General features: G+C 55.5%; 16 protein-coding genes, 1 tRNA gene and 1 pseudogene. 14 read left to right on the plus strand and 4 right to left on the minus strand.

The window, feature by feature from the left end:
• On the plus strand, positions 1–2,253 hold the full coding sequence (gene scpA, locus I6J23_RS09000; protein ID WP_204581785.1) for a methylmalonyl-CoA mutase: 2,253 nt from the start codon (positions 1–3) through the stop codon (positions 2,251–2,253).
• A gap of 330 nt (positions 2,254–2,583) precedes the next feature.
• Entirely contained in the window at positions 2,584–3,726 is a 1,143-nt protein-coding gene (meaB, locus tag I6J23_RS09005; RefSeq protein WP_204581786.1) for a methylmalonyl Co-A mutase-associated GTPase MeaB, read from the plus strand.
• Between the two features lie 72 nt (positions 3,727–3,798).
• Here the strand turns inward: meaB and I6J23_RS09010 are convergent.
• Positions 3,799–3,884 (minus strand) — tRNA-Leu (locus I6J23_RS09010).
• Positions 3,885–4,395: 511 nt separating this feature from the next.
• On the opposite strand from I6J23_RS09010, the gene I6J23_RS09015 reads away from it, so the two are divergent.
• The 3 genes from I6J23_RS09015 to I6J23_RS09025 all read left to right on the plus strand — a co-directional run bounded on the left by I6J23_RS09015 (position 4,396) and on the right by I6J23_RS09025 (position 7,372).
• Entirely contained in the window at positions 4,396–4,935 is a 540-nt protein-coding gene (locus I6J23_RS09015; RefSeq protein WP_204581787.1) for a hypothetical protein, read from the plus strand.
• Positions 4,936–5,125: 190 nt separating this feature from the next.
• Entirely contained in the window at positions 5,126–6,730 is a 1,605-nt protein-coding gene (locus I6J23_RS09020) for a hypothetical protein (protein ID WP_239454897.1), read from the plus strand.
• A 39-nt stretch (positions 6,731–6,769) separates the two neighbouring features.
• Positions 6,770–7,372 carry a YbhB/YbcL family Raf kinase inhibitor-like protein gene (locus I6J23_RS09025; RefSeq protein WP_204581789.1) on the plus strand — a complete coding sequence of 201 codons (603 nt, stop codon included), beginning with the start codon at positions 6,770–6,772 and terminating at the stop codon, positions 7,370–7,372.
• 7 nt (positions 7,373–7,379) lie between these two features.
• On the opposite strand, the gene I6J23_RS09030 is transcribed toward I6J23_RS09025, so the two are convergent.
• Both I6J23_RS09030 and I6J23_RS09035 read right to left on the minus strand, forming a co-directional pair.
• Positions 7,380–8,540: a quinone-dependent dihydroorotate dehydrogenase gene (locus tag I6J23_RS09030; RefSeq protein ID WP_204581790.1), complete on the minus strand. Its 1,161-nt coding sequence runs from the start codon at positions 8,538–8,540 to the stop codon at positions 7,380–7,382.
• Positions 8,541–8,542: 2 nt separating this feature from the next.
• Positions 8,543–9,727: a YncE family protein gene (locus I6J23_RS09035; protein WP_204581791.1), complete on the minus strand. Its 1,185-nt coding sequence runs from the start codon at positions 9,725–9,727 to the stop codon at positions 8,543–8,545.
• Between the two features lie 439 nt (positions 9,728–10,166).
• Here I6J23_RS09035 and I6J23_RS09040 point away from each other — a divergent pair, with 439 nt between their 5' ends.
• From I6J23_RS09040 to hisG, 6 genes and pseudogenes are all read left to right on the plus strand, one after another.
• Positions 10,167–10,994 (plus strand): undecaprenyl-diphosphate phosphatase, encoded by an 828-nt coding sequence (locus tag I6J23_RS09040; RefSeq protein WP_204583040.1) that lies wholly within the window; start codon positions 10,167–10,169, stop codon positions 10,992–10,994.
• Between the two features lie 34 nt (positions 10,995–11,028).
• Positions 11,029–12,213 (plus strand): annotated as a pseudogene (gene mshC, locus I6J23_RS09045) (cysteine--1-D-myo-inosityl 2-amino-2-deoxy-alpha-D-glucopyranoside ligase); the annotation flags it as partial.
• A 517-nt stretch (positions 12,214–12,730) separates the two neighbouring features.
• Positions 12,731–16,327: a methionine synthase gene (gene metH, locus I6J23_RS09050; RefSeq protein ID WP_430516401.1), complete on the plus strand. Its 3,597-nt coding sequence runs from the start codon at positions 12,731–12,733 to the stop codon at positions 16,325–16,327.
• 98 nt (positions 16,328–16,425) lie between these two features.
• Entirely contained in the window at positions 16,426–17,115 is a 690-nt protein-coding gene (locus I6J23_RS09055; protein WP_204581794.1) for an HAD family hydrolase, read from the plus strand.
• A gap of 41 nt (positions 17,116–17,156) precedes the next feature.
• Positions 17,157–17,420: a phosphoribosyl-ATP diphosphatase gene (locus tag I6J23_RS09060; RefSeq protein ID WP_046202429.1), complete on the plus strand. Its 264-nt coding sequence runs from the start codon at positions 17,157–17,159 to the stop codon at positions 17,418–17,420.
• Between the two features lie 89 nt (positions 17,421–17,509).
• Entirely contained in the window at positions 17,510–18,364 is an 855-nt protein-coding gene (gene hisG / locus I6J23_RS09065) for an ATP phosphoribosyltransferase (protein WP_204581795.1), read from the plus strand.
• A gap of 51 nt (positions 18,365–18,415) precedes the next feature.
• On the opposite strand, the gene I6J23_RS09070 is transcribed toward hisG, so the two are convergent.
• Positions 18,416–19,264 (minus strand): RecB family exonuclease, encoded by an 849-nt coding sequence (locus tag I6J23_RS09070; protein ID WP_239454898.1) that lies wholly within the window; start codon positions 19,262–19,264, stop codon positions 18,416–18,418.
• A gap of 80 nt (positions 19,265–19,344) precedes the next feature.
• On the opposite strand from I6J23_RS09070, the gene I6J23_RS09075 reads away from it, so the two are divergent.
• From I6J23_RS09075 to dop, 3 genes are all read left to right on the plus strand, one after another.
• Positions 19,345–20,181, plus strand: a complete 837-nt coding sequence (locus tag I6J23_RS09075) for a tRNA (adenine-N1)-methyltransferase (RefSeq protein ID WP_204581796.1) — start codon at positions 19,345–19,347, stop codon at positions 20,179–20,181.
• A 152-nt stretch (positions 20,182–20,333) separates the two neighbouring features.
• The gene (gene arc, locus I6J23_RS09080) at positions 20,334–22,052 is read left to right on the plus strand and encodes a proteasome ATPase (RefSeq protein WP_204581797.1); all 1,719 of its coding nucleotides are present in this window, start codon (positions 20,334–20,336) and stop codon (positions 22,050–22,052) included.
• The gene (dop, locus tag I6J23_RS09085) at positions 22,042–23,604 is read left to right on the plus strand and encodes a depupylase/deamidase Dop (RefSeq protein ID WP_204581798.1); all 1,563 of its coding nucleotides are present in this window, start codon (positions 22,042–22,044) and stop codon (positions 23,602–23,604) included. Before arc ends, dop begins: the two co-directional genes overlap by 11 nt.
• The last annotated feature ends 11 nt before the right edge of the window (positions 23,605–23,615 follow it).

Genomic DNA, 23,615 nt, shown 5'->3' on the forward strand with positions numbered 1-23,615 from the left:
ATGAGCACAAGTATTCCGAATTTTGCCGATGTTTCGCGAGCTACAGAGAAGGCAGCGACGACATCAGCTGAAGAAGATAAGGGGACGTGGACAGTACCCGAGGGTTTCGACGTCAAACGCGTCTACAACGGCGAAGATAGGAACCATGTCCTCACGGCAGGGCATCCCCTCGATTCGTATCCCGGCATCAAACCATTCATGCGGGGTCCGTATCCGACGATGTACACGAACCGTCCGTGGACGATTCGCCAGTACGCTGGTTTCTCGACCGCTGCAGAGTCGAACGCGTTCTACCGTCGCAACCTGGCTGCAGGCCAGAAGGGTTTGTCGGTGGCCTTCGACCTGCCGACTCACCGCGGTTATGACTCAGACAATCCGCGTGTTCAGGGCGACGTCGGTATGGCTGGTGTAGCCATCGACTCCATCCTGGATATGAAGGAGCTGTTCGAGGGAATTGACCTCGGTAGCGTGTCGGTCTCAATGACGATGAACGGTGCTGTTCTGCCGATTTTGGCCCTGTACATCATCGTCGCCGAGGAGCAGGGTGTTCCTCCGGAGAAGCTAGCCGGAACGATTCAGAATGACATTCTGAAGGAGTTCATGGTCCGTAATACTTATATTTATCCTCCGCAGCCGTCGATGAGGATTATTTCGGAGATCTTCGAATACACCTCTAACAAGATGCCGCGGTGGAACTCCATTTCGATTTCCGGATATCACATTCAGGAAGCTGGAGCTACGGCTGACCTCGAACTGGCTTACACCCTGGCGGATGGACTTGAGTACATTCGCGCTGGCCTGAATGCTGGCCTTAACATCGACGCTTTCGCACCTCGCCTCTCGTTCTTCTGGGGCATTTCGATGAATACCTTCATGGAAATTGCGAAGCTCCGTGCTGGCCGTATTTTATGGAGCGAAATCGTCAGTAAATTCAACCCTGAGAACCCGAAGTCACGCGCTCTGCGTACACACTCCCAGACATCGGGGTGGTCGCTTACCGCTCAGGATGTGTATAACAACGTGGGGCGTACCTGCATCGAGGCTATGGCGGCAACGCAGGGACACACGCAGTCACTGCACACGAACGCTCTGGACGAGGCTCTCGCGCTCCCGACAGATTTCTCGGCTCGTATTGCCCGTAACACCCAGCTGATTTTGCAGCAAGAGTCCAATACGGTGCGTCCGGTCGACCCGTGGGCTGGCTCCTACTACGTCGAATGGCTGACCAACCGGTTGGTCGAGGAAGCTCGCGAGCACATTCGCGAAGTGGAAGAAGCCGGCGGTATGGCGAAGGCCACCGAGCAAGGCATTCCGAAGCTGCGTATCGAAGAGGCTGCAGCACGTACGCAGGCTCGTATCGACTCTGGCCGTCAGGCTCTCATCGGTGTCAATAAATATGTGGGCGTCGAAGATGAAGCCATCGAAGTCCTGAAGGTTGAAAATAGCCGTGTTCGTCAGGAACAGCATGACAAGCTACAGAAACTTCGTGCTGAACGTGATCAAGGCGCTGTCGACCAAGCTCTGAATGCTTTAACCGGAGCTGCAGGCATGGACGGATCTCACGGTAATCTTGAGCACAATCTTCTGAAACTTGCTGTCGATGCTGCCCGCGTTGGTGCCACCGTCGGGGAGATGTCTGATGCTCTCGAAAAAGTATTCGGCCGTCACCAGGCAGAGATCCACACGCTCTCGGGTGTGTATAAAGACGAGGTAGGTAAGGACCGTTCCGTGGGTAATGTCGCTAAAGCCACCGCTATGGCGGATGCATTTGCCGAGGAAGAAGGTCGTCGGCCACGTATCTTCATTGCGAAGATCGGACAGGATGGTCACGACCGTGGGCAGAAAGTCGTGGCGTCCGCCTATGCTGACTTAGGTATGGACGTTGACGTCGGACCTCTATTCCAAACTCCTGCCGAAGCTGCTCGGTCTGCTGTTGATTCCGACGTGCACGTCGTCGGGGTATCGTCGCTGGCAGCTAGCCACTTAACAATTGTCCCGGAGCTCCGCGAGGAATTGAAGAAGCTGGGCCGCGAAGACATCATGATCATCGTGGGTGGCGTTATTCCTCCAGGAGATTTCCAAGAACTGTACGACGACGGTGCCGCCGCTATTTACCCACCGGGCACTGTTATCGCAGATTCGGTGATCGACATGTTGACTAAGCTATCAGCACACATGGGAATTGAGCTTCATGTCGACGATGACGAAAAATCGGACGACTCTGATGAAGCTGAGGACAAGGCAGAGGCCTAAGGCATAACGCTAGGGAATAGCGGCACAACATTCACGATTACCGAGAGTTTTGCGTCTGACTTAACGAGTGTTCGGTGGTGAGCGGAATGATAAAGAATCATTATTCTTCCCGTTTGTGTCGAGATTCCTTAGCTGCATGATGAGCGCTCTTTTCCCGGCCAATTGGGGTGGGGAAGAGGGCGCTTTGTCCTCATGGTGACCATTATGTAGAGAGTAACGTCGAGCATCTCGCGGTCCGCCGAGTTTTCAAACAAAGACATAATTAATTACATGATTTACTTATAAAATTACTTTTTATGACGAGCTCTTCGTAGAAAGGCGGAGATATCAATGTCTTCCGATAGCCAAGCGCGGGGAGATGAATTTCTCGAGTCAACCCTCGGGTCTTTAACGACGACCGCAGGGACTGAAGTTCCAGGAAAGTCAGCGGTTGCTCCGGAAGCGGTTAAGCGAGCCCGCCACCGCATCGACGTGGACGCTTTGTTCACCTCTGTACGCAATAATGAGCGCACCCAACTTGCTCGGGCTATCACTTTGCTTGAGTCATCTGCGCCGGCGCATCATGTGTTAGCCCAAGAACTATTGGTGAAGTTGCTTCCTTTCTCTGGAAAGGCATTGCGGGTAGGTATTACGGGCGTCCCTGGCGTCGGTAAATCTACGTTCATTGAGCGCCTTGGGTTGTACCTCGTGGAAAACGGCCACAAAGTCGCGGTGCTCGCTATTGATCCTTCGTCTACCCGTTCACGAGGGTCAATTTTGGGGGATAAGACACGAATGACGAAGCTATCGCAGAGCGAGAACGCGTATATTCGACCATCACCGAGCGCCGGAACACTTGGTGGTGTAGCTAAAGCGACCCGCGAAACGATGATTGTCATGGAAGCCGCAGGTTACGACGTTATCCTCGTCGAGACTGTCGGTGTAGGGCAGTCGGAAGTTGCTGTTAGCGAGATGGTCGACTGCTTCACCTTCCTGGCATTAGCAGGCGCTGGGGACCAGCTGCAGGGCATCAAAAAAGGCATTCTTGAGCTTGCCGACCTTGTCGCTATCAACAAGGCAGATGGGGATAACGTTCGCCGAGCAAAGAGAGCTGCGCGGGAACTGGGTGCGGCGATGCGGATGGTTCGACCAGCAAATGCATCGTGGAAACCGCCGACAATGACGATGTCTGCTGCTGAAGGCAACGGCGTTGAGGAGTTCTGGAAAGTAGTTGAAGAGCACCATGATCAAATGGTGGCCGAGGGCCGATTTGATGAGCAACGTAAAAATCAGCAAATTGGCTGGACATGGCAAATGGTCCATGAAACTCTACTAACCCGGTTAAACACATCTGAGGCAGTAAAAAAGGAAAAGAAGCTGATTGAAAAGCAGCTTCGCGCCGGCCAGGTGACACCGACGATTGCGGCAGAACGCATCCTCAAGGCTTTTGATACCGGAGAGACGACTGGTGGCCAGCTGAGTAAACACGAGTAGCCAAGATAGTGCTACTTGTATGGCAAAACCCGGGTCCTGATCAATGTTCAATCGGAACCCGGGTTTATTCTGTGTCCGGAGGGGGACTTGAACCCCCACGCCCGTTAATAGGGCACTAGCACCTCAAGCTAGCGCGTCTGCCATTCCGCCACCCGGACAGGGTAAAAAGTCAGCAATTAGCTGAGCACGAGGCAATACTCTAGTTGTCTCAAAGTCTGTGCACAAATCTGCTGGTCACAAATCGTGACACACGTCTTGAAGGGCCCACGCAATTCCGGATGCGTGGCAATGGGGATTTCTTTTTCCCCTGCGTATCGGGGCTAATTCGATAACTGGTCATCACCGACTGACGCTAGGCAAGGACGTCTTAGTGCGCTACTATTAGGCCAGATTCGCACCGCACCCTGGGGGACAGGCACGCGGAGCGCAATGGGGGATTAATTTTTGGGGGATCTATCTACGATGACATGTTCGTCGCTCAATCCAAGTCCTAATAGATACCGTGTGCCCACGGTATCGCTATCGGCCCATCACCAGCGTAAGAAAGGCCTCCTCGAGTTTACTTGTATCGCTATGGCCGTATGGATGCTAGCGGGGTGTCACACAACCACTGACAAGAGCAGTGAAATAAATTCGGGCCTTTCCGAAACGACGTTGAGCAGTTCTGTAATGACGCATCCTCCCATTTCTTCACAATCACCTGTAGAGAAATATGACTCAAAGAAGAACAATGATGAGGTCCCATTGTGGGAGCGCCCGGAAATATTGGCTAAATATCCGGTGAAAGCAAAGAAGAACCCCGATGGATCCTATGACTACTCAGACCCACGTTTTGAGAACGCCGACCTCTGCGAAGATGCTCCGCCAGGGTATTGGGAGAGTAGGGGATTCATAAAGAAATCATCCGAAAAAGATGAATTTTTGCATTTTAATGACTGCCTTTTGAGAGAGAAGAATGAAACGCAGCCACTATTGATGGATTTCGGCACCGACAAACGAAGTAGAGAAGAAGTCCCAGGTAAAAGGGTTGAGAACGAGAATCCTGCAACCTTTACACGTTGGGGAAGCATAGTAGGAGATCCTCATTGCGTGGTCTACACCGAAACTCAACTCGGACGCGTCGCGGTTCAAGCTATAGATGAGTCACGGACTTTGAACGAAGCAGAATTATGCGATTTAGTTAAAACACTGAATGAGAGGTTAACTTAAAGTGGCCATTTCGATTGATACTTGTTCCCTAGATAGGGCTCTAGAATTCCTAGAGAATGGAAATGATATCTCTGGGGGCAAATATATTCTATATTCCAAAAAATTATCTGGGGACTACACTGGTGAGCCTGGGTTGCGAATGTTGGGGGAGCAACATTGTCAGGTAATTGACGGTGAAACCGGCAGCGCGATGCAGACTTTGCGGCAGCTCCGGCATCTCATCCGCTGGTTGGCTGAAGGCACGAAGGAAATGCGGGGTGCGTTTGTTGGCCAAGACGATGCCTCAGCGGCCATACTCTGCGGGCTGAAGTCGATACAGGACACAGAGTTCACCTTCCCGACACGTCCAGATGGAGCATTTAGCCCCTTTGATTTCACTGACCCCACTCACGGTGGCACCGATGACCCGGCGGCCCTCGTGGCCATGCTTGATGCCGGGAACGATAGCGACATTTATGCTCTTGCCGACTATTGGCGCAGCCTGTCCAGTTCTTTAAACAAGACTGTCGACGCCCTCGCACGAGCCCGCACTCAATTGGAAGAAAATGCCGGAGAAGCAATTAACGCCGCAGCCGCCTGCTGCGGCCAGGTGATGGCCACGGCTCAAACTTTCGCCGATAACGCCACCGCCATGCACGCTTCCGTCTCCCAACTGCCCCACATCCGGCAGACTGCCCGCACGCAGATTGCCGCCATCGAAGCCGAGCACGCCGCAGCGGTCGCCGCAGCCACCAACCCCGCCGGAGTACAGGCAGCCGGAGAAGCAGCACGGGCAGCCACTCGTGAATTCATGACCGGCCCTTATCAAGCCATGCTCACTGCGGCGGTGCCACCACTACGCAACCTCACCGAACGACCCAACGTCGGGCAGGGTGGAGGACACCTCACTGCACATGCACCAACAGCCATACACAGCAGCACAGCCGGTGTTTCCCCGACTAGCGTCATGAGCGCCACCCACGGCACACCAGCCGTCGGAACAGCCGGGACATCCGTCGGAGGAACAACGACCAGCACAGGTGGAGGACCAGCAGGCGGAGGGGTAGTTGGCAACACCACCACACCACCGACCCCGGCAAATACAGTCCCCGCCGCGGTTCCTTCTCAATTCCGGCCATCTAAGGGAACGAACAGTTTTTCTCCTTCACACACCAATCCCGGAGCATCCGCACATACACACATCCCCATGCCGTATGGGCCGCCGACAACTATTGCGGTCAATCAGTCGCCACGTACCTCCGCACCTCACACTCCACGGACCTCGTATAATAATGGCCCCAACAACGCCCCAAAAACACCCGGGTCCCACGATCCGTGGAACCGGAGAAACGTCGGCGACTACTACAAGCCGGGCACAACAACATCTCATCCCGGTGGACGCCTTTCGAGTCCTTCCAACGAACCTCGGACCCGCAGCGTCATAGTGCACCCTGGTCCTCATGACCACAGCCCAGTGCATGGCAACGACCGCAATAGGTTTTCACACAGTGACATGACGGACCGTGGAAATTCATACAACGATCGAAATTACGGTCACAACGAACACTCAACGGGACAAAGTAACTTTCCACATCCCACCGGGCACGACGGTTCACGCCCAACCACGGGCAGGACGGGCATCGCGCCCATGGGCGGCTACGGCAACTCATCTAAAAAACAAAAACAAGAGCCAGAAGGGAAATACAAGCCCATCACCAGCGAATTCGAGGCCGACTACAACCTGCGGCAACTCCGGGGAGATATTGGTCTCACCACGCCACACGTGATCGGCGCACAACTGCGGGAAAACAAGTGAACCGCTGCATCGGAACAGATATCCGGGCATACTGGGGTCATGAGCGATTCACCGAAAGCAACCGACAACACGCAAGAACCAACCTCTGGCACCACCGCGACCAGCACACCGAGTTACGTTGACCCGCGATTCAAAGCCGCAGACCCATACGCATACCTACCGGACGTTCCCACATTTCCGCTAAGCAGTGCAGACTTCTCATCGGGCGATGAACTACCAGACGACTTACAAGGACCCGACGGGGTTTCACCCCAACTCTCGTGGTCTGACCTTCCAGAAGGAACAAAATCCCTGGCAGTTACCGTCTACGACCCCGATGCCCCCACGGTCTCCGGCTACTGGCACTGGGCAGTATTCAATCTCCCCGCCGATCTCGCAGAACTCCCCAAAAACGCCGGATCCGAAGACACGCCATCCCTCCCGGAAGGCGCCCAAACCCTCAAAGGCGACTCGGGAAAACGCGGCTACTACGGGGCAATGCCTCCAGAAGGACACGGCCCGCACCGCTACCTCTATGCCGTCCATGCGGTCGACGTCGACAAGCTCGACATCCCGGAGGACTCAACTCCGACAATCCTCGGTTTCAACCTCAACTTCCACACCCTCGCACGCTCAATAATTTGGGGCTGGGCAGAAAACTAAAGAACCACTACGAGGCCGGGATCCAGGGGAGCTCCCGGCCCACAGCCTCAGCGATCGAACTCAATCCATGGCGTCGAACCTGCTGGGCCAAACCACGATGGATATCCCGAATCCAATCTGGGCCACCATAAATCAACCCGGTGTACCCCTCGAGCAAGCTCGCGCCGGCACCGATACGCTCCCAGGCCTGCTGCGGGGTTTCAATTCCACCCACAGAGACAAGAGTCAACGACTCGCCCACGTGTTTGCGTAACAAACGCAGAATCTCCAGGGAACGGTCTGCCACCGGACGACCCGACACACCGCCAGCGCCCATCGCCTCCACGTCAAACGACGGCGTCATTAAATGCTCGCGGGAAATGGTCGTATTCGTCGCCACAATCCCGGCAAGCCCCTTGTCTTGGGCCAAATCCGCAACCGCGATAATGTCGTCATCACACAGGTCAGGGGCAATTTTAACCAACACAGGTGTGTCCTCGACCTCATCAAGAACAGCGTCCACAATTGGCCCCAAAGAATCCACAGCCTGCAAATCCCGCAGCCCTGGAGTATTCGGGCTCGACACGTTAACCACCACAAAATCTGCGTGATGCCCAAGCAAACGAGCCGATAAGCGATAGTCCTCCGCAGCCTCGTCAATCGAGGCTTTCTTCGTCTTCCCGATATTAACCGCAATCACATCACGGCTTCGGCGGCGAGCAATTCGCCGTGCGCACACCACGGCACCCTCGTTGTTAAAGCCCATCCGATTTAAAATCGCATGGTCCCGTCGCAACCTAAAAAGGCGGGGGGAGGGATTACCAGGCTGTCCCTGCGCCGTCACAGTCCCCAACTCGGCGAACCCAAAGCCCAAAGGAGCCCACACATCAGGGGACGTTGCGCTCTTATCAAACCCCGCAGCCAGGCCCAACGGACGAGGAAACTTCACACCGAAAACAGTCTGTTCCAGCGCTGTGTCATGAACAGCCCACCATCGCTCAAGAGCCCGATTAGCCATCGACATCCGCTGAAAAATGCCCAAGGCCTTCGTCATTAATGAATGAATAGTCTCAGGGTCCAAGCGAAACATTTGCCGCAACGACCAGGAATAAATAACGCTTCGTACGGGATGCGATTTCCTGTATTCGTCAAGATCGGCATCAATACGATCATTGCTGGTCAACGACATGGTTACGCTTCCTTCTTCACGGGATAGCTCGGTTCACTCGAGGCACCCTCATGACGCGCCTCACTAACCTGATCCTTGGATATGTGTTGCACAGTCGATGACTGCGGCGACGCAATCAACAGGCCCCCATCGCCGTCAACAACAACCGACTGAGCATCGGGAATCGTATGCATCGTCGCTACCTTGACTGGAACACCCGACGAAATGTCATAACCAATAACAGTGTTCTTACCCGTTGACGTCACCCACACCGTGCGCGTGTTGGCATCCCAAGCCACGCCCCACGGGACGGAGTCGGTATGGATTGTTTGGTGTTTCCTCAAAATATCGTCGGCTGTGAAAACCTCAATCGAGTTCAACTTGGTTGACGACGCCACAACGACCCCGTCCTGCCCACCGGCAATCTTCCCAGCACCTTGGCCGATCCGTAGCGACGACCCTTCCTTGTCCTCACCGGGATACACACCCGTCAAACTCGACTGCTTCTTATCGAACACTGCTGACATCTCTTTATCTGACCCAGACTTAGGATCAGGATCGACAATCAGCGATTGGGTTGCTCCTTCGCCGATAGAAACAGTTGACTTCCCATCCTTATCAGAACCATCCAAAGGGAAGTACTTAATTTTCTTCTCACCGGCGAAAGTCACGCTGGCGACATCGTTGGTCACGGCTGCCGTCGTCGCGGTACCGTCGATCTCGAGATCGTGGACCTTCTTACCTTGTCCATCGAAAACGAGCACATGGTTCTCACATGCGACAGAAAAACCGCCCCCTGCGGCCCGAGAAAGATCTTTACAATCCTTGCCAAGATCAACCGACTTGGGGTTACCGTTCGTCCAGTCCGACGAGGTCCCGACAACCATTTTTCCACCGGACAGCCCGGCGATGACTGATGAGTCTGATTGACCACTCACCACCACATCAGAAATACCGTCGCCGGGGAGGTCGACATCGCGAGTATCGCCCGACGGGGGTTCTGCGGCAGGTACCGACGTCGGAGAAACGTCCTCCGCCTTCGATAACGCTTCTTGATCATCGCTGCGTGAGCACCCCGCCAGCATCGTGACGGCCAGACCACTGCAACACGCGATGCTTATCGCTCGCGCACCAAGGCGTCGTTGTTTGCGCTGCGTCGGCAATGTACCAGTACGAATCGATTGACCAGGAGTACCGTCGGAAATCACTCTCGTAACGCTACTACAGGTCAAGGAGCTAAGACACCGAGGCGACGGCCGGGAATGGATGGTGATCCTCACATGCTTTCATGTCTGCGCGAACTGCCCCTACGCTGGAAGGTAACGGTGAGCCCATAAAGTTGCTAGCCTACTTGCCGTGTCTCTATCCATTTCCGGGCTCCTAGTCCGGGCTACACGACAGGTAGTTTCTATGGCCAATTCGGCACTCACCTCTATTTCAGGGGTAGTTCACGACGCGCTCACGCACGTACATCAACTCCATCAGGCTCACGGTTTTCTCGGATCAGTGACGGGAAGGATCCACGAAACCGCATCCTCATTAGCGCAATCGCCAGCCTCGTGGCTGAGCCAGGCGGACACGTCCGCTCACGCTGCTAGCCATGCCCATGTAGCCACTGATCTTGCGGCCGCCGGTACCGAGACCCACATGAGTTGGATACAAACGATCATCCTATCGATCATCCAGGGCCTCACAGAGTTCTTGCCTGTGTCATCGTCGGGCCATCTCCGCATCGTGTCCCAACTTCTGTGGGACCAGGATGCAGGTGCCTCCTTCACTGCTGTCGTTCAGTTGGGGACAGAAGCGGCAGTGTTGGTGTTTTTTGCCAAGGACATTTGGCGCATCATCACCGGATGGTTCGCTGGCCTGATGGATAAAACCAAACGCGGGGCTGACTACCGCATGGGGTGGATGGTGATTGTAGGCACCATTCCCGTGGGAATTACCGGATATCTCCTCAAAGATTTCATCCGAGACAATTTCCGCAATTTATGGGTCACCGCCGCGGTTCTCATCCTGTTCTCGTTCGTGTTCATTTGGGCCGAACGGGTAGGCCGTCATACGCGGACGGAAAAGGACTTGACCATGCGTGACGCCATTATTATGGGATGTGCTCAATGCCTTGCACTCATTCCCGGCGTCTCTCGTTCGGGCGGCACCGTGTCCGCGGGGCTCTTCCTCAGTCAGGACCGTGAGGCTGCGACGCGTTTTTCGTTTTTGCTAGCTATCCCTGCCGTTCTGGCTTCCGGACTTTTTTCTCTGCCTGATGCTTTTCACCCATCCGACGGGCAAATCGCTTCCGGTCCGCAACTTTTGGTAGGTACCTTAATAGCGTTTGCGCTGGGCTACGCCTCTATTGCGTGGTTGCTCAAATTCGTCGCCAACCATTCATTTGCCTGGTTTGCTGCGTACCGCATCCCGGTGGGGATTATCGTAATGATCCTCCTGGCTACAGGCGTGATGGCAGCCGCCTAAGCCCTATCGCCCGGAGGGCCGTAGACTAGGGCTCATGCAGTCGTGGCAAAAACCCCTTGTTGCTGATTTCCGTTCCGTTGTCGAGGAGGACCAGCCGGTTCCTCTCCAGATGTGGGATACGGCATCCCGTAAGATCACCCCTCTCACACCGTCCGACGAGGCGACGGTATATGTCTGCGGAATTACCCCGTATGATTCGACGCACTTGGGGCATGCTGCTACGTACGTCACCTTTGACGTTTTGAATCGGCAGTTACTGGCGAATGGCCACCGCGTGAATTTCGTGCAGAATGTCACTGACGTGGACGATCCGCTTTTCGAGCGAGCCCAACGCGACGGGGTGGATTGGAAGGAGCTGGGGGAGGGACAAACCGACCTGTTTCGCCAGGATATGGCTAATCTTGGGGTGATTCCACCAACGTCATATGTCGGTGCAGTTGAAGCTATTCCCGACGTCATCGACATGGTTAGTACTTTGCTCGACAACGGGTCTGCCTATGTTGTGGACGATCCCACCTACCCAGATGTCTATGCCGATCGAACAGCGACTCCACAATTCGGTTACGAATCGCGTTACGACGAATCCACGATGGAACAATTCTTCGCGGAGAGGGGCGGCGATCCAGACCGCCCCGGGAAACGCGATCCATTAGATTCCCTACTGTGGCGCGCAGAGCGCCCCGGTGAACCGGCGTGGGATTCACCCTTTGGACGCGGACGGCCCGGATGGCATATTGAGTGCGCCGCTATTGCAGCTCGGTATTTAGGCAGTCATTTTGATGTCCAGGGCGGGGGAGAGGACCTCATTTTCCCTCACCACGAATACTCGGCAGCCCACGTAGAAGCGGCATGCGGTGTAGAACGCATGGCTGACCATTACATGCACACCGGACTTATCGCCCTCGGTGGCGTCAAGATGAGCAAGTCGTTGGGCAACCTTGTATTTGTATCCAGGTTGTGCAATGCCGGAACTGATCCATCGTCAATTCGTTTAGCCCTCTACGCAGGGCATTATCGTGATCAGCGCAACTGGTCAGATGCTCTTTTGGCTGCCGCTTCACGGCGTTTAGCACTGTGGCGCACGGCCGTCGAGACTGTTCATACTCGCAACAATGCTGATTCTGAAGCGCGAGCTCGTCGATTAGTCGACGACGTTCGCCAGGCCCTCGCTACCGACCTGGACACACCAGCCGCTGTCGATCTCATCGACGAGTGGGCAGGCGGTATCGTCGACAAGGAGAAGATCTGGAACCTGCCTGGTGTCGACGGGAAGAACGCCCACGAATCGCTATCTGTTCCAGTTCCCTGCGCGGCTCCAGCGACGGATGAAAAACTCAGTGTTGCTCAAGGGAAGATCACTATTCTGGACGACGGGAAAGACAGCGAAGCGGATGCCAAGTCTGTGGAGCTTGCGTCCGCAACGGCGGGTACCCAGCGGTGCGGAGCGCACTCACATGCATCAGGGGAACTTACTGTAGACCTGTTACCCGCAACCCATCAGCGCGGTGATGACCCTTCTGCTTTATATTCTCATCTTTCACCCGCTGCAGCTCTCGTTGCCGGGTGTGTCGATGCTCTGCTTGGGCTGAAACTGTAAATCACCGCCGGATTTGGTCGAGCACCCCAACAATAGACTAAGCTGTCTATCTGTGAGTGATGAGTGTCAACCTTTGAATCCTACGAGTTCCGAGTTTCTCCAGGCCCTCCATGACCGGGTACTTATCGGTGACGGAGCTATGGGGACGCAACTTCAAGCTATTGAGCTTGACTTAGACGCAGATTTCCAAGGACTCGAGGGATGCAACGAAATTCTCAACATCACCCGTCCCGACATCCTGGCCGACATTCACCGCCGATACTTCGAAGCGGGAGCCGATGCTGTAGAAACAAATACCTTCGGCTGCAACCTTCCCAATTTTGCAGACTACGGTATCGAAGATCGCATTCAGGAGATTGCATACGCCGGCGCCCAGATCGCTCGATCGGTTGCTGACGACATGGGGCCGGGGCGGGAAGGCATGAGGCGCTTCGTTCTTGGGTCATTAGGCCCGGGAACAAAGCTTCCGACACTCGGGCATGCTCCGTTCTCAGATCTCCGCGATGCATACACGGAAGCAGCCCGCGGATTAGTCCGCGGTGGCGCAGACGCCATCCTGATCGAGACCGCACAAGACCTCTTGCAAGTAAAGTCCGCTGTGCATGGCGTACAGCAAGCTTTCCAAGATTGCGGCACGCCTTTACCGATCATGTGTCACGTAACGGTAGAAACGACCGGCACGATGCTGCTGGGGTCAGAAATCGGCGCAGCTCTCACCGCCCTGGAACGCCTAGGCATTGACGTCATCGGGATGAACTGCGCAACCGGCCCCGACGAGATGAATGAACACCTGCGGTATTTATCCGCCCATGCACCCATGCCGGTATCAGTCATGCCGAACGCTGGCTTGCCAGAGCTCGGGGCCAACGGGGCTGTCTATCCTTTAACTCCCGACGAACTAGCCACGGCCAGTGTCCACTTCGTGCGTGATTATGGACTGTCCATGGTCGGTGGCTGCTGCGGTACAACCCCCGAGCACATTACCGCCGTTCGCGACGCCGTAATCGGTTCGCCGTCCTCACAACAGAATGACACGGAGTCTCCCGCCGTCACACGCCCGGCGCGCCACCACGGTGTCGACGATAATGTCTCGTCCTTATATTCAACTGTGCCGCTGACTCAGGACACGGGAATCACCATGATCGGAGAGCGGACGAACTCCAATGGGTCAAAGGCTTTCCGCACTGCGATGCTCGAGGGCGACTGGAATAAGTGTTTGGATATCGCTAAGGCCCAGACTCGCGATGGTGCCCACATGATTGATTTGTGCGTCGACTATGTGGGCCGTGATGGGACACAAGACATGGCCGAGCTTGCGAGTCGTTTGGCGACGAGCTCAACGCTGCCGATCATGTTGGATTCGACGGAGCCCGATGTTATTCGTGTGGGACTTGAGCATCTTGGTGGCCGATGCGCGATCAACTCGGTGAATTTTGAGGACGGTGATGGCCCGGGGTCACGCTATGACCGGATTATGTCACTGGTCAAGAAACATGGCGCGGCGGTAGTGGCTCTCACTATCGACGAAGAGGGGCAGGCGCGGACTGCGGAGAAGAAAGTTGAGATCGCTGAACGCCTTATTTCGGACATCACCACGCGGTGGGGGCTTCGCGAAAGCGACATCATCGTCGATTGCCTTACTTTCCCGATTTCGACCGGACAAGTAGAGACCCGGCGCGATGGTATCGAAACGATCAACGCCATTCGCGAAATCACCACACGTCACCCCGACATCCACACCACGCTGGGACTGTCGAATATTTCTTTCGGGCTTAATCCGGCAGCACGCCAAGTCTTGAATTCAGTCTTTCTGAATGAATGTATCGAGGCCGGGCTGGATACAGCCATTGCCCACTCCAGCAAGATCGTGCCGATGAACCGTATCGATGACGATCAACGCACCGTCGCCCTGGACATGGTCTATAACCGTCGTGGAACGGAAGGACGAGGTGGAACGGCCCCAGAGGATTACGATCCGCTGCAAACCTTCATGGAATTATTCGAAGGCGTCTCGGCCGCCGATGCCAAGGACGCACGGACAGAGGCCCTGCAGGCACTCCCGCTCTTTAAGCGGCTAGCGCAGCGCATCATCGATGGAGAAAAGAACGGACTTGAAGCTGATCTCGATCTCGCCCGGGCTGACAAAGACCCCCTCGAGATCATTAACCAAGATCTCTTGTCTGGCATGAAAGTAGTCGGAGACCTCTTCGGCTCGGGCCAGATGCAGCTTCCCTTCGTGCTGCAATCAGCTGAAACAATGAAAACAGCCGTATCCCACCTTGAACAGTTCATGGAGGCTACCGACGACTCCGCCTCCAAGGGCAAGATCATCCTGGCCACGGTCAAAGGAGACGTCCACGATATCGGGAAAAACCTCGTGGACATTATCTTGTCCAATAACGGCTACGACGTAGTTAACCTGGGCATCAAACAACCAATTTCCAGCATCCTTCACGCAGCATCTGAGCACCACGCTGATGTCATCGGCATGTCCGGACTTTTAGTGAAATCGACGGTCGTCATGAAAGACAACCTCCTCGAGATGAACACAGCCGGCGCAGCCACCTATCCCGTCCTCCTCGGCGGAGCAGCACTGACTCGCACCTACGTCGAAAATGACCTCGACGAACTCTACCAGGGCGATGTCCACTATGCGCGCGACGCTTTCGAAGGCCTGAACTTGATGGATCAGATCATGTCCATGAAGCGCGGCTCACAGCGAGAACTCACCGAAGAACAAATCGCCGCTGCCACACGCGCACAAAAAAAGAAAGAAGAACGGAAAGCCAGGCACGAACGCTCACGAAAGATCGCCGCAAAGCGGAAAGCAGAAAGCACCCCTACCGTCATTCCTGATCGCTCCGACGTCGCCACCGATACCCCCATCGCAACCCCACCATTCTGGGGCACACGCATAGTCAAAGGCCTACCCGTGAGAGACTATCTCACCTGCCTCGACGAACGCGCCCTTTTCATGGGCCAGTGGGGCCTCCGCGGAACACGTGGCGGCGACGGCCCCTCCTACGAGGAACTCGTCGAAACCGAAGGGCGCCCACGGCTCAGAGCATGGATCAATGATCTCAAAGCAGAAGGAATCCTCAACCACTCGGCTGTCGTCTACGGATACTTCCCGGCTGTCTCAGAAGGCAACACCGTCCACATCCTGCCCGTGCCCGACGAGGCAGAAAACCCAGATCCCGCGGCACAACCCGTGACATCATTCGAGTTCCCACGCCAACAACGGGGACGGTTCCTCTGCATCGCAGACTTCATCCGCTCACGCGACGAAGCCCAGCGCACCGGGCACACCGACGTCTTCCCACTTCAGCTCGTCACCATGGGGCAACCCATCGCGGACAAAGCCAACGTCCTCTTCACAGACAACCACTACCGCGAATACCTCGAACTCCACGGCATTGGCGTCCAACTGACCGAAGCTCTTGCCGAATACTGGCACTCCCGCGTCCGAGCCGAACTCGCCTTCGCCGACGGCACCCACGCCGGCGACGACGACGGCACCGAAGACCGAGCATTCTTCGACCTCAAATACCGAGGAGCACGCTACTCCTTTGGCTACGGATCATGCCCCGACCTGGAATCGCGCCGGGCACTGGTGGACCTTCTACGTCCTGAGCGGATCGGCGTCGAGTTGTCTGAAGAGCTGCAATTGCACCCTGAGCAATCAACTGACGCGTTCGTGCTTTACCACCCGGAGGCAAAGTACTTTAACGTCTAATTCGTTGCCGCGACTGTGACCATCGTGACAACCAGACGACGCACCATTCCATGAACTCCTCGCGCTGCGGTGCAGTGCCACTCCGTACACTATGTTGCATGCGTGCGATTGCTTGGGACATGGATGGAACCCTCGTCGATACTGAACCGCGATGGGGGATAGCCACCTACGAGATGGCCACGTTGATGGGAGTAGACCTCACACCCGAACAACGAGCGGTCACCGTCGGCGGAACTGCGGAACACACCATTTCAGCATGCTTGGAATTCGCCGGGAAGACCCCAAACCCGGCACTCATTGACACCTGGAAAACGTGGTTTTTTGCGCGAATGGGCGAGATTCTTTCCGAGGGGTTCGACTTTCGGCCCGGTTTTCCCACGCTCCTCAAAGATATTCACGACACGGGTATCCCCCAAGCACTGGTCACCAACACGGCCCGCTCGTTGGTGGATCACTGTTTACCAGTTATCGGTGGCGCGTTCTTTGCCACGTCGGTAGCCGGGGACGAGGTCCCTCGCGGTAAGCCCTATCCCGACGGCTATGCGCGAGCATGCGACCTGATGAACGTCAATCCCGACGACGTCCTCGTCGTAGAAGACTCACCGACCGGAATGTCTGCAGCTCGTGCGGCCGGATGCCGTGTCCTCGGCGTTCCGGTGGAGCCGGGCCTAGAGCTGCCTCAGGGAATAAAAACCCTCCATGAACTACGCGGAGTGACCAGTTTCGCTTCGCGCGATGGGCATGCGTGGGGCATCGACGATTTCCGCGAACTATGGAACGAACTCTAGATGTGCATACGCCACGGCGAGCATATGAAAGAATGACGACTGTGAAGAATTTTGATGAGCTTTTCGCTGAAATCACCGACCGCGCACAACAGCGCCCCGAAGACTCAGGAACTGTTGAAGCTCTCGACAAGGGCCTCCACTTCCTTGGAAAGAAAGTTGTTGAGGAAGCCGGCGAAGTATGGTTAGCCGCTGAATATCAGTCAGACGACGAACTATCTGAGGAAATCAGCCAGTTGCTCTACTGGCTACAGGTTATCGCAGTCAAACGCGGTCTGTCCTTGGACGATATTTATCGCTATCTGTAGTCCTTCTACCTACATTCCTTCAGCAACCACGGCACCCCTGGTTCGCACCATTTTCCACCTTCCTTTTTTGCATTCAGGAGTTTAAATCCATGCTTCGCGTCGCCGTTCCCAACAAGGGTTCCCTGTCTCAGACTGCCACCCACATTTTGGAGGAAGCGGGGTACAAAATGCGCCGAGACTCCAAAGATCTCACGTCATGGGACGCACAAAACGACGTGGAATTTTTCTTCCTCCGCCCCAAAGATATCGCTATCTACGTCGCCAAAGGCCACCTCGATCTAGGAATCACCGGCCGCGACTTAGCTGCGGATTCTGCTGCGAATGGGGTGGATGAACTCCTCGCCCTTGGCTTCGGCGCGTCGACCTTCCGCTACGCGGCCCCCGAGAATGAGGAGTGGAATCTCAACAAGATCGAGGGAAAGCGCATCGCGACGAGCTATCCGCATCTGGTCAGTGCAGATCTCGCAAAGCGGGGCATCCAGGCCGACGTTATCCGATTGGATGGGGCGGTAGAGATTTCCATCCGTCTCGGGGTAGCTGACATCATCGCTGATGTTGTCTCCACGGGACGAACTCTGCGCCAACAGGGGTTGTCGCCGTTTGGGGACGTGATTTGTAGATCCGAGGCCATCATTGTCGGCCGGCATAATCAGCCCGTTACTGATGAACACCAGATCCTCTTGCGACGGATTGAGGGCATTCTGCATGCGAAGAATTACCTCATGATTGATTACAACTGCCCGAAGTCGCTCCTGGCTGAGGCTACCAAGCTCACACCTGGTTTATCTGCGCCCACTGTTTCACCACTTGCCGACGATGACTGGGTCGCGGTCCGCGCGATGGCTCCGCGCAAGGACGCTAACCAACTTATGGACCGCTTATCGGCATTGGGTGCGGAAGCAATTCTGGCAACGGATATTCGTATTGCACGCCTTACTCGGTAAACGCGCCTATGTTATTCAGTGGTCACACGAACGTCTGCACAGCGCGTGGCGCTAGTTCCGCGCGTCGTCAGGCCACCCCGGATAGAGCAGTTCCGTTCCACCTTTGGCGGGACAAAGAGACTGAAAAGAGCACCAATCGCACAGTTTGGATTCTTTGGGCAGAAACCGGCCCATCTTCCCGTCGCGGGTGATCTTCGACCATAGGTCGCCAATATCCCGTTCGAAGTACTCCAACTCCACCTGGGAAGGGGCCAGGTACATAGAATCCATCACCTTGAGGTACATGAGGCGGAGTTGCGTCGGGATGATATTGAATAAACGCCAGTACACAAGCGCATAAAACCGCATTTGGAATACGGCCTGCTGGCTAAACCGCGGTATAGGTTTCTTGCCAGTTTTGTAATCGACCACGCGGATTTCTCCTGTCGGAGCAACGTCGACACGATCAATGAACCCTCGCACGGGAACGCCATTAGGCAGCGTGGTGTCCACCAACATTTCGCACTCGTCAGCGTCGAAGTTTTCGGGGTTTTCCATGGCGAAATACCCCTTCAAGAGGGACCGGCATTCCACTAAGAAGGGGAAAAGCTTGTCATCAGGAACGAGTTTCCTTAGGTCCGGATCCTTGTCAACCATCTGTGCCCAATGCGGTTTGAGCATTTTGGTGGCTTTGGGATACGTGCGCTCTGGACGTGGTTGGCCGTACATATTCTCTAATACAGCGTGCACTAAAGTGCCCTTGACCTGCGCAACCGTCTTTGGCTCAGGAAGCCGATCAATGGCACGATACCGGTACAAAAGAGGGCACTGCCGGTAATCTCCTGCCCGGGAGGGGGATAAAGCCATACGACGTCGAGCACTCATGATCCATGACCCTAGCGCATCACCGTCGTCGCCCATGCACCCCGTAGACTATCCGTGAGCTACCGTGAGACTACTCACGCGCAACCGTCATTTCTCTTCGTGAAGGAGCTTGCTCAATGGCTTATACGGGTGTATTTCGACCCGGAGATCGCGTTCAACTTACCGACGCGAAGCGTCGTCACTTCACCATTGAGCTGGCCGAGGGGAAGAAATTCTTCACGCACATGGGAGCCATTGCTCACGACGACATCATCGGTAAGGACGAAGGAACGGTGGTTGTTTCTACCGAAGGTGGCCAGTATTTATGTTTCCGCCACCTGATGGTGGACTATGTCCTGTCCATGCCTCGCGGAGCGCAGGTTATTTACCCCAAAGATGCTGCACAAATCGTGATTGAGGGGGACATCTTCCCCGGTGCCAGAGTCCTGGAAGCAGGTGCTGGTTCGGGAGCGCTCACGTTGTCCCTTCTTCGCGCTGTCGGGGGGCACGGAACGGTGTTTTCCTATGAAATTCGCGACGATCACCTGAAGTATGCGTTGTCGAATGTTTCCGAATTCTTGGGGTCGGCGCCGGATAATTGGCAGCCCCGGCTAGGTGATCTCCGCGACGTCACCGTCGATGACCTCGATGGCCCCGTCGATCGGATCATTCTGGACATGTTGGAACCGTGGGAGTGCTTGGAAACATGCCAGAATCTGCTCCTACCTGGCGGGGTGTTGATGGCTTATGTAGCGACAGTTCCCCAATTAATGAAGGTCATGGAAGGAATCCGGAACCGCGGATGCTTTACGGAACCTCGCGCGTGGGAATCGTTGGTTCGCGAGTGGAAGGTCGATGGGCTAGCTACCCGCCCTGAACACCGCATGAATGCGCACACAGCATTTCTGGTGTGGGCGCGTCGTCTGGCTGATGGCACTGTTCCTCCCAAGCCAAAGCGTCGCCCCCAGAAGTAGTTATCTCAGAGGTATCTATCTCGAGGAATGGCACGCGATGAGGATGTATGACGAAGCCATACATCCAGGTGAGCCTGGGCTTAGCATTCGCCCTCAAAGAGGTTAGAACCGACACCGATAGAGAGCTTGATTGTCTTTGTAGACTGGTAGTTATGACGACAGCTTCACAACAAACCTCATCCCACAGCACACCACCGAGCACCGCGCGAAAGGACGGCAACAGCGAAGCGACCCCGTCGCTGAAAGAATTACAATTAGCCAATCGGACCTTAGGTACACGAAACGCCAAGCTTGTCGAGATGCTGAAGGCATCACGCGACAAATTAGACGCTCTTAATGAACAAATCCGGGCATTGTCCGATCCGCCGAGTACGTACGGAACCCTCCTAGAACTTAATCCCGGTGGGCATTCCGCCGAAGTATTTACGTCTAATCGACGGATGCGTTTAGTGGTTGCTCCCGGGGTGGATACCTCGCAGTTAACGCCCGGCGCGCTCGTTCGTTTAGGAGAGGGGCAGGAAGTCGTCGAACATTGTGGTTTTAGTGATTTCGGCGATATCGCTGTGGTTAAAGAGTTTCTACCCGGCGGCTCCCGGGTCGTCGTCGCTGATACGATGGGCGATTTGCGCGTCCTCAAGATTGCTGCGCCACTCTACGAGTTGTGGTCGCAGAAAAACGTCGGCGCAGGGGATCAGGTGCTCGTTGATTACCGGGCGGGCTACGCCTTCGAATCCATCCCGAAGGCCGACGTCGAAAATCTTATTTTGGAAGAAATCCCCGAGGTGTCCTATGAGGACATTGGGGGTCTGCATAACCAAATTGAGATGATTCATGACGCTGTTGAGCTGCCCTTCACTCATCCTGACTTGTATCGGAAGTTTGATCTCCAGCCGCCGAAGGGCGTTTTGCTCTATGGCCCACCTGGCTGCGGAAAAACGTTGATTGCCAAGGCTGTGGCCCATTCGTTAGCGGAAAAAATGGGTAGTGGGGGAGAGAGTTACTTCCTGAACATTAAGGGCCCGGAGCTGCTCAATAAGTTTGTGGGCGAAACGGAGCGGCAGATTCGGCAGATTTTCGACCGTGCTCGATCGATCGCTGAGGACGGGCGGCCGGTCATCGTGTTCTTCGATGAAATGGATGCGATCTTTAGGACTCGTGGCTCGGGTATTTCCTCCGACCTAGAAAATACCGTTGTTCCACAGCTTCTGTCTGAAATCGACGGGGTTGAGGACCTGCGCAATGTCATTGTTATTGGTGCCTCTAACCGTGAGGAAATGATCGATCCGGCTATTCTTCGGCCGGGTCGGTTGGATGTGAAGATCCGCGTTGAGCGTCCCGATGAAAAATCGGCGCGGGAAATCGCAGAGCTATATCTTGTGGATACGCTTCCGTTGGATCCGGCCCTGGTTGAGGAAACTGGAGACCGGCATGCTGCTGTGGCTGCGCTGATCGATGAGCTCAGTAGTCGGATGTATGCCCAGCACTCGGATAATGAATTTGTTGAGCTCACTTTCGTGGATGGTAGCCGCGAGGTGCTCTATTACCGTGACTTCGCCTCTGGCGCGATGATTGCCAATATCGTCGACCGCGCAAAGAAGAATGCGCTGAAACGAGCGTTAGCGTCGGGGCAGCCTGACAATCATGGTGTCTCACTCGAGGATGTCAGAACGGCAGTTGACCAGGAGTTCGCTGAAAATGATGACCTCCCCAACACCGCCAATCCCGACGAATGGGCACGGATCTCTGGGCGAACAGGCCAGCGTGTCACAGAGGTAACGGTGGCGCGCCACAACCGGAAGACCACAACCGTGACAGAGGCGACCGAGCCAGCAGATACCGATTCGGGCAAAGGACATACCGATGCTTCATAACCAACCCAGAGTGATAGGGACAGAAACCGAATTCGGGATTTCGTGTCCCGAGAACCCCGCAGTCAGCCCTATTCTGACCTCGACGGCCGCTGTCATGTCGTATGCCGACGCGCTGGGGCTCGGTGCTCGGCGGACGCGCTGGGATTATGAGCCTGAATCGCCTCTTCGTGACGCGCGCGGGTTTGATCTTCGTCGATACGCTATGAATCACGCGCCCGTGTTGGAACCCAATGCTATGGGCGCGGCAAATATCATTCTGCGCAATGGCGCACGGTTCTATGTGGATCACGCGCACCCGGAGTATTCATCTCCCGAGGTCACAGATGCGTTGTCGGCGGTGATCTGGGATAAAGCCGGTGAGATCATTATGCACCGGGCTGCGCGCGCTGCTACGCAGGCCGGCATCGGGCAAGATCAGGATCATTGGGATCTCAAGACCTACAAGAACAATGTGGACGGCAAAGGTGCCTCATACGGAACCCATGAGAACTACCTGTATCGCCGCGACACAGATATGGCCACGATTGAACAAGGACTGATCCCTTTCTTCGTGACGCGCCAGATTATGACTGGAGCTGGTCGCGTCGGCCTTGGGCAGCAGGGGGATACTGCCGGTTTCCAACTATCGCAGCGTGCTGACTACATCGAAACCAAGGTTTCGCTTGAGACCACGCTGAACCGGGGCATCATCAATACCCGCGACGAGCCGCACTCCAATGCCGACGAATGGAAGCGCCTCCACGTGATCATTGGGGACGCTAACCTCTCCGAGTATTCACAGTTCCTCAAGGTTGGCACCACGTCACTTGTTCTCGACGCCATCGAGGCCGGGGTTGAGTTCTCTGACCTTGCTCTCGAATCACCGGTCGACGATGTCTATCGCGTCTCACGCGACCTCACCTGTACGGCGACCCTGCGCGGGGAGGACCGAAAGACCGAGCGAACCGCCATTGATATTCAGCGTATCTACCGCGATCGTGTGATCGATGCCGCAGACCGCGAGATCATCAGCCTGAGCGACGTCGAAAAGAAAGTGATAGAGGTTTGGGGCGAGATCCTTGATGACTTAGAGTCCGACCCCTTGTCGACGGCTGATCGTCTCGATTGGACGGCGAAATATGCACTGTTGGATGGTTTTCGACAGCGCGGGACAGGGGAGTGGGATGATCCCCGGCTGGCCCTCATTGATTTGCAATACAGCGATTGCGATCCTGAGAAGGGGCTCTATTACGCCCTGGTTCGGCGAGGGAAGATCCGGACACTCGTTGATCCCGACGATGTGACGGCAGCGATCGACACGCCGCCCACCGATACCCGGGCTTGGCTCAGAGGACGATTGGTGGATCGGTTTTCCAGTGAGGTCATCGCAGCGAACTGGGATAATCTCATCGTCACACCAGCTCACCCACAACGGATCGACCTGAGCTCACCGACAGCTGCCAACGCCACGGCAACCTACGACATCACCGAGAGCGCAAAGAGCATCGATGATGTGACGCGTTATCTCGCATCCTCAGGTGTCTGCGACGTCTCGCCGCTGCCGAGTTCATGATCTGTGAGTCA

Origin of the sequence: Corynebacterium kroppenstedtii (genome assembly GCF_016894245.1) — a bacterium.
In the GTDB taxonomy this organism is placed as follows: domain Bacteria; phylum Actinomycetota; class Actinomycetes; order Mycobacteriales; family Mycobacteriaceae; genus Corynebacterium.

Coding starts and splice junctions, on each gene's coding strand:
- scpA (WP_204581785.1), top strand. CDS start 1: ATGAGCACAAGTATTCCGAATTTTGCCGATGTTTCGCGAGCTACAGAG.
- meaB (WP_204581786.1), top strand. CDS start 2,584: ATGTCTTCCGATAGCCAAGCGCGGGGAGATGAATTTCTCGAGTCAACC.
- I6J23_RS09015 (WP_204581787.1), top strand. CDS start 4,396: ATGACGCATCCTCCCATTTCTTCACAATCACCTGTAGAGAAATATGAC.
- I6J23_RS09020 (WP_239454897.1), top strand. CDS start 5,126: ATGCAGACTTTGCGGCAGCTCCGGCATCTCATCCGCTGGTTGGCTGAA.
- I6J23_RS09025 (WP_204581789.1), top strand. CDS start 6,770: ATGAGCGATTCACCGAAAGCAACCGACAACACGCAAGAACCAACCTCT.
- I6J23_RS09030 (WP_204581790.1), bottom strand. CDS start 8,540: ATGTCGTTGACCAGCAATGATCGTATTGATGCCGATCTTGACGAATAC.
- I6J23_RS09040 (WP_204583040.1), top strand. CDS start 10,167: ATGAGTTGGATACAAACGATCATCCTATCGATCATCCAGGGCCTCACA.
- metH (WP_430516401.1), top strand. CDS start 12,731: ATGGGGACGCAACTTCAAGCTATTGAGCTTGACTTAGACGCAGATTTC.
- I6J23_RS09055 (WP_204581794.1), top strand. CDS start 16,426: ATGCGTGCGATTGCTTGGGACATGGATGGAACCCTCGTCGATACTGAA.
- hisG (WP_204581795.1), top strand. CDS start 17,510: ATGCTTCGCGTCGCCGTTCCCAACAAGGGTTCCCTGTCTCAGACTGCC.
- I6J23_RS09070 (WP_239454898.1), bottom strand. CDS start 19,264: ATGGGCGACGACGGTGATGCGCTAGGGTCATGGATCATGAGTGCTCGA.
- I6J23_RS09075 (WP_204581796.1), top strand. CDS start 19,345: ATGGCTTATACGGGTGTATTTCGACCCGGAGATCGCGTTCAACTTACC.
- arc (WP_204581797.1), top strand. CDS start 20,334: ATGACGACAGCTTCACAACAAACCTCATCCCACAGCACACCACCGAGC.
- dop (WP_204581798.1), top strand. CDS start 22,042: ATGCTTCATAACCAACCCAGAGTGATAGGGACAGAAACCGAATTCGGG.